At 39.1% G+C, this 1,212-nt stretch carries 1 protein-coding gene; it reads right to left on the bottom strand.

Annotation, left to right across the window (positions count from 1 at the left end):
* Nucleotides 1–156: 156 nt before the first annotated feature.
* Nucleotides 157–1,125, bottom strand: coding sequence for a lipopolysaccharide heptosyltransferase I (waaC, locus tag ACTHUT_RS20880; RefSeq protein WP_250599315.1), 969 nt, complete (start codon nucleotides 1,123–1,125; stop codon nucleotides 157–159).
* Between the last annotated feature and the right edge of the window lie 87 nt (nucleotides 1,126–1,212).

The following is a 1,212-nucleotide window of genomic DNA, read 5'->3' as shown; positions in this document are numbered from 1 at the left end:
AATCAAGCATACTGCTTTTGATACATTCTTTATATAAAATCCAATTCGGTTTTCACCAACATGATAAAACCAAATTTGTATAAATCTTGGCAAATAGAGCGGAATTATATCATTTCTAAAGCATTTACTCAGAAAATAAATCCAACTCTCCAGCAATTATTTACTATATGCTGCAACACAATCCATCAAGGTTTGATAAACCTCGTCAACATTGGGAATTTGAGCAATACCGCCTAAATTTTTTGCATAAGCCGAAACTTGAACGCCGGTCTTGGCCGGATCTGTGTCTGTATAAATTCCTACAACAGGCTTTTCTAACGCATTGGCAAGATGCAGCAATCCGGTATCTACGCCAATAATACCCTCTGCGTTTTTCAATAAAAATGCAGCCTGTAATAAATTCATTTTGTCGCAAACCGAAGCAAACGGTAAATTGCTTGCAATCTGTTCGGCACGCATTTTTTCGGTTTCATTTCCCCATGGCAGATATACATTGCATTGTTGTTCTTCATTCAACTTTTTCAATAATGCACGCCAGTGTTCTACCGGCCATAATTTACTGTCGCGACTGGTTGCATGCAAAGCAACGTAATAAGGGGATTGCAAATTTTTCAGACGGCCTGATTCAGGAACCGACAAACCAAATACCTGCGTCTCAGGCATTGTATAACCAAATACTTGGGCAAATAATTCACGGTTTCGCCAAACCGCATTTTTGCCTTTCGGTACGGCAAACGTTTTACTGTATGCAAGGACAGCCAAACTTTCACGCGCGCTGTATTTATCCAAACCGTAAATAGGGGATTTTGCCATTTTGGCAAAGCATGCACTTTTAATCAGTCCTTGGCTATCTAAAACAAAATCAAAAGATTCAGCCTGTAAATCCGTTTTCAGACGGCCTATTTCACGCCACGTTTCAGACTGAAAAAGGTGCTTACGCCATTGCCGCCATTTCATTACATGAACCTTTTTAACAAAAGGATGCAAGCGGGCAATATCTGCAAACCCTGCCTCACACAGCCAATGGAGCTCTACCTCAGGACATTGTCGCGCCAAATCTTCAACTGCAGGCAATGTGTGAATTAAATCGCCCATACTTGATAAGCGGACAAGTAAAATTTTCATATTTTGAAAAATGTTTCACGTGAAACAAAGAAATTTTAACTATAATTTATTGCTTATTAATGTATTTTTTTACTTCTTCGGCGTCTT

This window comes from Neisseria sp. P0022.S010 (assembly GCF_051956635.1).
This window is presented reverse-complemented; position numbering and strand designations above follow the sequence as displayed.